Origin of the sequence: Chitinophaga sp., from assembly GCF_036569125.1 — a bacterium.
GTDB lineage: Bacteria > Bacteroidota > Bacteroidia > Chitinophagales > Chitinophagaceae > Chitinophaga.
Window position 1 is genome coordinate 1 of the sequence record NZ_DATCRF010000419.1, and the last position, 7,295, is coordinate 7,295.

The 7,295-nt window shown below is 49.4% G+C and carries 7 protein-coding genes; all 7 read left to right on the forward strand.

Features of this window, described 5'->3' with window-relative positions; translation table 11 throughout:
- Window positions 1-935 (forward strand): 23S rRNA (uracil(1939)-C(5))-methyltransferase RlmD (gene rlmD, locus VIM87_RS15560; protein WP_331997881.1); only part of this gene is annotated, 935 nt, incomplete at its 5' end.
- Window positions 936-971: 36 nt separating this feature from the next.
- Window positions 972-1,799, forward strand: a complete 828-nt coding sequence (locus VIM87_RS15565) for a rhomboid family intramembrane serine protease (RefSeq protein WP_331997882.1) — start codon at window positions 972-974, stop codon at window positions 1,797-1,799.
- A gap of 30 nt (window positions 1,800-1,829) precedes the next feature.
- Entirely contained in the window at window positions 1,830-2,777 is a 948-nt protein-coding gene (locus VIM87_RS15570) for a rhomboid family intramembrane serine protease (protein WP_331997883.1), read from the forward strand.
- Between the two features lie 111 nt (window positions 2,778-2,888).
- On the forward strand, window positions 2,889-4,019 hold the full coding sequence (locus VIM87_RS15575; protein ID WP_331997884.1) for an endonuclease/exonuclease/phosphatase family protein: 1,131 nt from the start codon (window positions 2,889-2,891) through the stop codon (window positions 4,017-4,019).
- 42 nt (window positions 4,020-4,061) lie between these two features.
- The gene (locus tag VIM87_RS15580; RefSeq protein WP_331997885.1) at window positions 4,062-5,177 is read left to right on the forward strand and encodes an endonuclease/exonuclease/phosphatase family protein; all 1,116 of its coding nucleotides are present in this window, start codon (window positions 4,062-4,064) and stop codon (window positions 5,175-5,177) included.
- 94 nt (window positions 5,178-5,271) lie between these two features.
- Complete coding sequence (cysS, locus tag VIM87_RS15585) at window positions 5,272-6,768, forward strand: cysteine--tRNA ligase (protein WP_331997886.1); 1,497 nt, start codon at window positions 5,272-5,274, stop codon at window positions 6,766-6,768.
- 60 nt (window positions 6,769-6,828) lie between these two features.
- Window positions 6,829-7,295: M28 family peptidase (locus VIM87_RS15590; RefSeq protein WP_331997887.1), on the forward strand; the 467-nt coding region annotated here is incomplete at its 3' end.

Sequence of the window (7,295 nt, forward strand, 5' to 3'; positions counted from 1 at the left end):
TTCATGTACCCCGCCTGTTTGATAAGGTGCTGGACATTCACACCTGCCACCTGCAGCAGGAGCCGGTGAACCTGATCCGCAATACTGTGCGCGCTTATGCAGAAGCCAATGAGCTTCCTTTTTACGATATACGGGCGCAGCAGGGATGGCTGCGGAACCTGGTAGTGCGCATCTGCACCACCGGCGAGGTAATGGTGAACCTGGTTATTCACCATGAGGATGAAACGGCCCGCAAAGCCCTGCTGGACCACCTGCTGGCTGCCGTTCCTGCCATTACCACCATCGTTTATACTATCAATCCTAAAAAGAATGATAGTATCTTTGACCTGGAACCCAAAACCTACTACGGGAAGGGATATGTGGAAGAGAACCTGGAAGATTTTGTTTTCAAAATAGGCCCCAAGTCTTTTTTCCAAACCAATACTTACCAGGGTGAAACCCTGTACCAGGTAACCCGTGATTTTGCCGCCTTAACAGGAACGGAAATTGTGTACGATCTGTATTGCGGAACCGGCAGCATTGGTATTTTTGTATCGCGCAAAGCCCGTAAGGTCATTGGCATAGAACTGATCAAAGAAGCCATTGACGATGCCAAAGAAAATGCGGACCGTAACCAGGTAAAAAATGCGGAGTTCTTTGCAGGAGATGTGGTGGATATCTGTGATGATGATTTCTTTGCCCTGCACGGGCAGCCGGATGTGGTGATCACCGACCCTCCACGCGCAGGCATGCACGAAAAGCTGGTAAGCAAATTGTTGCAGATAGCCGCGCCCAAAATTGTATACGTAAGCTGTAACCCGGCTACGCAGGCCAGGGATCTGGCCCTGCTTAGCACCTTGTATAAAGTGGCCAAAGTACAGCCGGTAGATATGTTCCCGCATACACACCATATTGAGAACGTAGTGTTGCTGGAAAAGAAACAGGATAATAACTGATAGCATAGCTCAACTAATAAACGATCCGATAAAACTATGAACGAACTCAGGCCCGGCAGATTTGAGATCCTTCCCCTGGTGATTAAAAACCTTTTGATCATTAATGGTTTGGTGTTCCTGGCACAGGAAACCCTACATCCCATGCTGGGCAACCGGCTGGAGAATTTGTTTGCGCTGCATTACTGGGGCTCAGATCTGTTCCGCCCCCACCAGATCATTACCCATCTTTTCATGCATGGCTCTTTCGGGCACCTGTTCTCCAATATGTTCACCCTGTGGATGTTTGGCGCCACGCTGGAAAATGTATGGGGGCCTAAACGGTTCCTTATTTTTTATACTATTTGCGGTATAGGCGCAGCCATGTGCCATATGGGTGTGCTTACCTACGATAATGTGCGCCTTACGCACGATGTGCAGGCTTTCCTGCAGGACCCCTCCTATTCTAACTTTGCCCTGCTGGATCGTAAGTACGACCTGGGCTCCGGTACCTTTAATCCGGAAAGTATGAAGATCGCATTGGCACAGGCGCCCGGTAACCCGGAAGTGGTACAAACAGCCCGGGTGTTCGTACAGCAATTTGCCAATGAATTCCGTAACACAGCCACGCTGGGGGCTTCCGGCGCGGTTTTTGGTATATTGTTCGCCTTCGGATACCTGTTCCCGAACAGCTTGATCTATCTTTATTTCCTGTTCCCAATAAAAGCCAAGTACTTTGTTGGTATATGGATTGTATTGGAGCTGGTTTCAGGGATCCAAAACTCTGCCGGCGATAATGTAGCCCACTTTGCCCACCTGGGTGGAGTTATATTTGGGTACATTTTATTGAAGATCTGGAACCGGAATAACCGGCGGAATTTTTATTAATCGTAAATTTATAACAAAGCAATTCGTAGTATGAGAACGGTGGAAAAAGAACGGATCCCCAGCCTCTCCCTAGGAGAAGAACGGAACATTGTTACCCAGCTGCTCGTTGTAAACCTTACCCTATTTATATTACTGCTGTTCACCAGGGTTATTTATAACATGGAAGGCTACAGTACTGCCCAGTTTAATGAAGACGTGCTGGCCTGGGCCTCATTACCGGCTAACCCGGCACGCTTGCTCACCCGCCCCTGGACGCTGCTTACCTCTATGTTCTCGCATGTTAGCGTATGGCAGGTTTTCAGCAATATGGTGTGGCTGTGGGGCTTTGGTACCTTGCTGCAGAATGTAGCCGGCCATCAGCGCATTTTACCTTTATATATTTACGGCGGCTTATGCGGCGCTATCTTTTACATAATGGGTATGCACGCTATTCCTGCCTTTGAGCCTATATTACCGCAGGCCAGCATGATAGGTGCTGCTGCCAGCGTAATGGCCCTGGCCATTGGCGTTACCACCGTAGCCCCCAACTACCGCCTGTTCCCTATGCTGGGCCGTGGTATTCCCTTATGGATCATTACCACCATATTTGTAGCGCTGCACATCAGCTCTCATATATTCTCCACCAATGACGATGCTCAAACTTATTTCCCTGCACTACTGGGTGGCGGCCTTACCGGCTTCCTGTATATGATGCAGTGGAAAAAAGGGAAAGACTGGGGCGCTGGTTTAAACCGGCTTACCTATAAAGCCACTCACCTGTTTCACCCCGCAGAACAGCAGCACAAAGAAGCCGCTGCGCTGGTAAGGAAAAGGCTGGGCAATTCCATTGGCGGTAACAACCCTTACCGTCGTGTTGGTGCAGTACCGGAACAACGCCTGAATGAAATTTTAGATAAAATTCATGAACAGGGCATCCATGCCTTAACACCTGAAGAACAGGAAACCCTCTTAAGGGCCAGTAAACAACAGGATAGCTGAAAAAATAATTCAAGTTTTATTCTAATATCGTATAGCTGTAATGGTCTCCAACCATTTGGAAATTAATTAATTGTGCTATAATTTGCATAGCGAATTAACCCCGCCTATACGATGAATTTTTTTCAGCAGATACTTCCCCGCATACTGTTATTGATCAATTGCCTGTTGGTAACTGCCTTACTAACATCGGCCTGGTTACCTTACCTAAGTCCGCACCATTGGTGGCCCAGCGGTTTTGCCGGTTTAATGTTCCCCGTGTTATTGTTTATGAACCTGGCCTTCATTCTCTGCTGGCTCATTTACAAAAAATGGTATTACTGGCTTTCTGTTAGTGCAATCATCATATGCTATAATGCAGTGCTGGTAAGCTTTTCCATACGCTGGCCGCAGCAGCAGGCCATAGGCCGGCAGCCTGCGCCCAACTTCACCGTAATGACCTTTAACACCAGCAGCATGGGTGTTAAGGGATACCAGCTGGATAAGGAAATGCATGCATCCATTTTTCATACCATCCGCGAGGCCAGTCCGGATGTGCTGTGCATGCAGGAATTCTATACGAATGATGATCCCAAGCTCACTAATAATGTTGCTGCCATACAGCAGCAGCTAGGCTATCCATACCACTACTTTACCGGCGATAAAACGCAGTGGAACACCTGGCACTATGGCATCGCATTATTCTCCCGCTACCCCGTAATACAGGCCCGCAAAATACCCTGTGGCTATTACAGTGAAGCCGGCAGCGGCAGCACTATACTGGAAGCAGATGTGCTGATCTATGGCGATACCGTAAGGATCTACACTGCACAGCTGCGTTCCTACATGTTTAATCCTGCGGAGCTGGCGCAGCTGCAGGCGATAAAAAAAATGGATGGCAGCAATGCGCATCTTTCCGGCGCCCGCTCCCTGGCCGCTAAAATGAAGCATACCTTTACAGCAAGGGCCCACCAGGCGGAGCTGCTGCACCGCTTAGCTGCTGAAAGCCCGCACCCGGCAATAGTTTGCGGAGATATGAACGATACGCCGGTTTCCTATACCTACTACACCCTTAGCCAGCATATGCAGGATGCATTCCTGGAAAAAGGCAGTGGTATGGGCCGTACGCTTTCTTTCCTGTCGCCTACCCTGCGTATAGATTATATACTGGCGCAACCGCACTTTAACATCCATAGCTATCAAACCTTTCGCAATGCTACATTTGAGCATTTTCCGGTAATGGCCGGCTTTTCCCTGAAGAAGTGATCTGCTTTTCGCTATCTTTATCCAAAAGAGTCTGGTTCTAATTTGAGATTCCTTAGAATATTTACAAAAGGTTTTTTACTGATCGTCAACATAGGAGTAGTAGTCCTTTTCCTGCTGGCCTGTCTGGCGCCCTGGGTATCCCCTGTTAGCTGGTGGCCGATCAGTTTCATCACCCTGGTATTCCCTTACTTACTGGTGCTGCTGATCATTTGTTTCTGTTGCTGGCTGGTATTTAACGTGAAGTATTGCCTGTTATCCCTGCTGGCCCTGGGCCTGGGATGGAAATCCATGACCGCTTTTGTGGCCTTTCACTGGCCCTCTGCCCAAAACCAGTTTGCGGCCCCGCCCCGCAGCCTTACGGTTATGAGCTATAACGTTGGATTGTTTGGGTTGTACCGTGAAAAAGATAGTAAGTATAACCGGCAGGCCATGTTTGCGCTTATTAAAAAACAGGCCCCGGATATTGCCTGCTTCCAGGATTTTTACACTTCAGAGAAAAAGAACGACTTCAATAACCGGGAAGATATTTCCATAGAAATGCAGCTGCCTTACCGCTACTTTTCCAGTGATTTTAACCGGGATGGCATGCAGCACTGGGGTTCTATCATTTACTCCCGCTACCCCATTATACGGGCCGATAAGGTAAAGCTAACCGATGGGCCTTTCAGCGAAAGCATGGTTTATGCGGATATTGTGCGCAGCCCGGATACCATCCGTATTATTAATATGCACCTGGAATCGTACCGGTTCAATGAAAAGGATTACCGCTCCATTGAAAAGATCAAAAAGCAGGAAGATACCGGCCTGGTAGCCACCAAGGGCATTATGCAAAAAATGCGGGAGGCCTTTCAGCGGCGCGGCAGGCAGGCGGATATTGTAGCGGATTTTATCCGGAAAAGCCCTTACCCGGTGGTAGTATGCGGCGATTTTAATGATACCCCCGCCTCCTATACTTATTTTACCATTAAAGGCGGCCTGCAGGATGCGTTCCTGGAAAAAGGTACCGGCATAGGCCGCACTTTCACCGGCCTGGCGCCCACCCTGCGTATTGACTATATATTGCCTAGTAACGCCTTTACCATCAATAGTTTCCGTAAGATCAACTCTGATCTGAGCGATCACTATCCCGTTATTGCCAACATTACCCTTAAAAAGTAGCAGCAGGCCTTTCACCGGCCATCACAGAACCTGCTACTAATTATTAACGCTAACTGCGAATCCTTATCTTTGCAATCCCGGAAATATTTCTAATATGTCAGACCTGAAGATCTATAACACATTACACCGCCAAAAGGAAGTATTCACCCCTTTATATCCCGGGCATGTGGGCATGTATGTTTGCGGCCCTACCGTTTCCGGAGAGTCGCACCTGGGCCATGCACGCCCCTATATCACTTTTGATGTGGTATACCGTTACCTGAAGCACCTGGGTTATAAGGTGCGTTATGTACGTAATATTACAGATGCCGGCCACTTTGAGGAAGAAGGCCGCGCTGCGGAAGATAAGATTGCCAAAGGCGCCCTGCTGGAAAAGCTGGAACCTATGGAGCTGGTACAGAAGTACACCAACCTGTATCACTGGGCTATGCTGCAGTTCAACTGCCTGGAGCCCAGTATTGAGCCTACTGCTACCGGGCATATCCTGGAGCAGATAGCCATGATCCAGAACATCATCGATAAAGGCTATGCTTACGAGGTGAATGGCTCCGTATATTTTGATGTAAAAAAGTATGCGGAAAAGTACGACTATGGCATGCTGAGCGGCCGTGTGCTGGAAGATATGCTGGAAACCACCCGCGAGCTGGAATCGCAGGATGAAAAGCATAACAAGGTGGATTTTGCCCTCTGGAAAAAAGCGCCGCCGGAGCACCTCATGCGCTGGAGCAGCCCCTGGGGCGAGGGTTTCCCCGGCTGGCACATCGAATGTTCTGCCATGAGCAGCAAGTACCTGGGGCACCAGTTCGATATTCATGGCGGCGGCATGGACCTGCAGTTCCCGCACCACGAGTGCGAGATCGCACAAAGTGAAATAGCCCACGGGGAGCTGATGGCGCGTTACTGGGTGCATAATAACATGATCACCATTAACGGCCGTAAAATGGGAAAGGCCTATAACAATACTATTAAGCTCACGGAAATATTTGCCGGTACCCACCCCCTGCTGGAAAGGCCCTACAGCCCAATGACCATTCGGTTTTTTGTGCTGCAAACACATTACCGCAGCACGCTGGACTTTTCTAATGAAGCCCTGCAGGCGGCGGAAAAGGGCTTGCAGCGTTTATGGGCGGCATACGAGGTGCTGCAAAAGCTTACTTACGAAAGCAATGGCAGCGCAGTGAACGAGGAGCTGGATAAACAGGTGCAGCAATGGTGCCGGGAGTGTGATGAGTTTATGAATGATGACCTGAACACCGCTAAGGTGCTGGCCAACCTGTTTGAGCTTACCCCGGTGATCAACTCCCTGAAAGGCGGGCAAATAAAAATGCACGAGCTTAGCGAGGCCACCTTCCAGCTGTTGCAAAAAACCTGGCAAACATACCTCATTGGCATCCTGGGCCTGCAGCCGGAGTCGCAGGTAACGGATAACAGTAAGCTGGATGGCGCTTTGCAGCTGCTTATTGAAATGCGGAAAGAGGCCAAGCTGCGGAAAGATTACGCCACCTCCGACAAGATCCGTAACCAGCTGCTGACCGTAGGCATACAGCTAAAAGATGAAAAAGACGGTAGCGTAAGCTACAGCATTGTATAAGCTACTATATTACAGGCGCCGTTTAAGCGGCGCCTGTTTAAATTTATTACCATCGTAATTATGCGTAAACTTTGGACCATTCTTGCCGGCGCCACTCTATTACTGGGCGCCTGCCATTCCTCCAACAACGACAGCAGCGGGGATAATAATGCCGAAACCACCACCGTATCTACCGTAAAAGTACCAACCTTTAATGCAGATACCGCTTACGCCTATACGGCGCAGCAGGTAGCCTTTGGGCCCCGTATCCCCAACACACCGGTACAAAAGAAATGTGCCGACTGGTTAATACAAACCCTGCGCCCCCTCGCCGATACAGTGTATGTGCAAAACACCACCGTAACCGGTCCTAAAAATGTGCAGCTGCCCTGCACCAATATTGTAGGCGTGTTTAACCCCGGCGCTACCCAGCGTATACTGGTGCTGGCCCACTGGGATACCCGCCCCACTGCCGACCAGGATGCGTTTGATAAAACTAAAAAGCTGGATGGTGCAGATGATGGCGCCAGTGGCGTAGCCGTACTGCT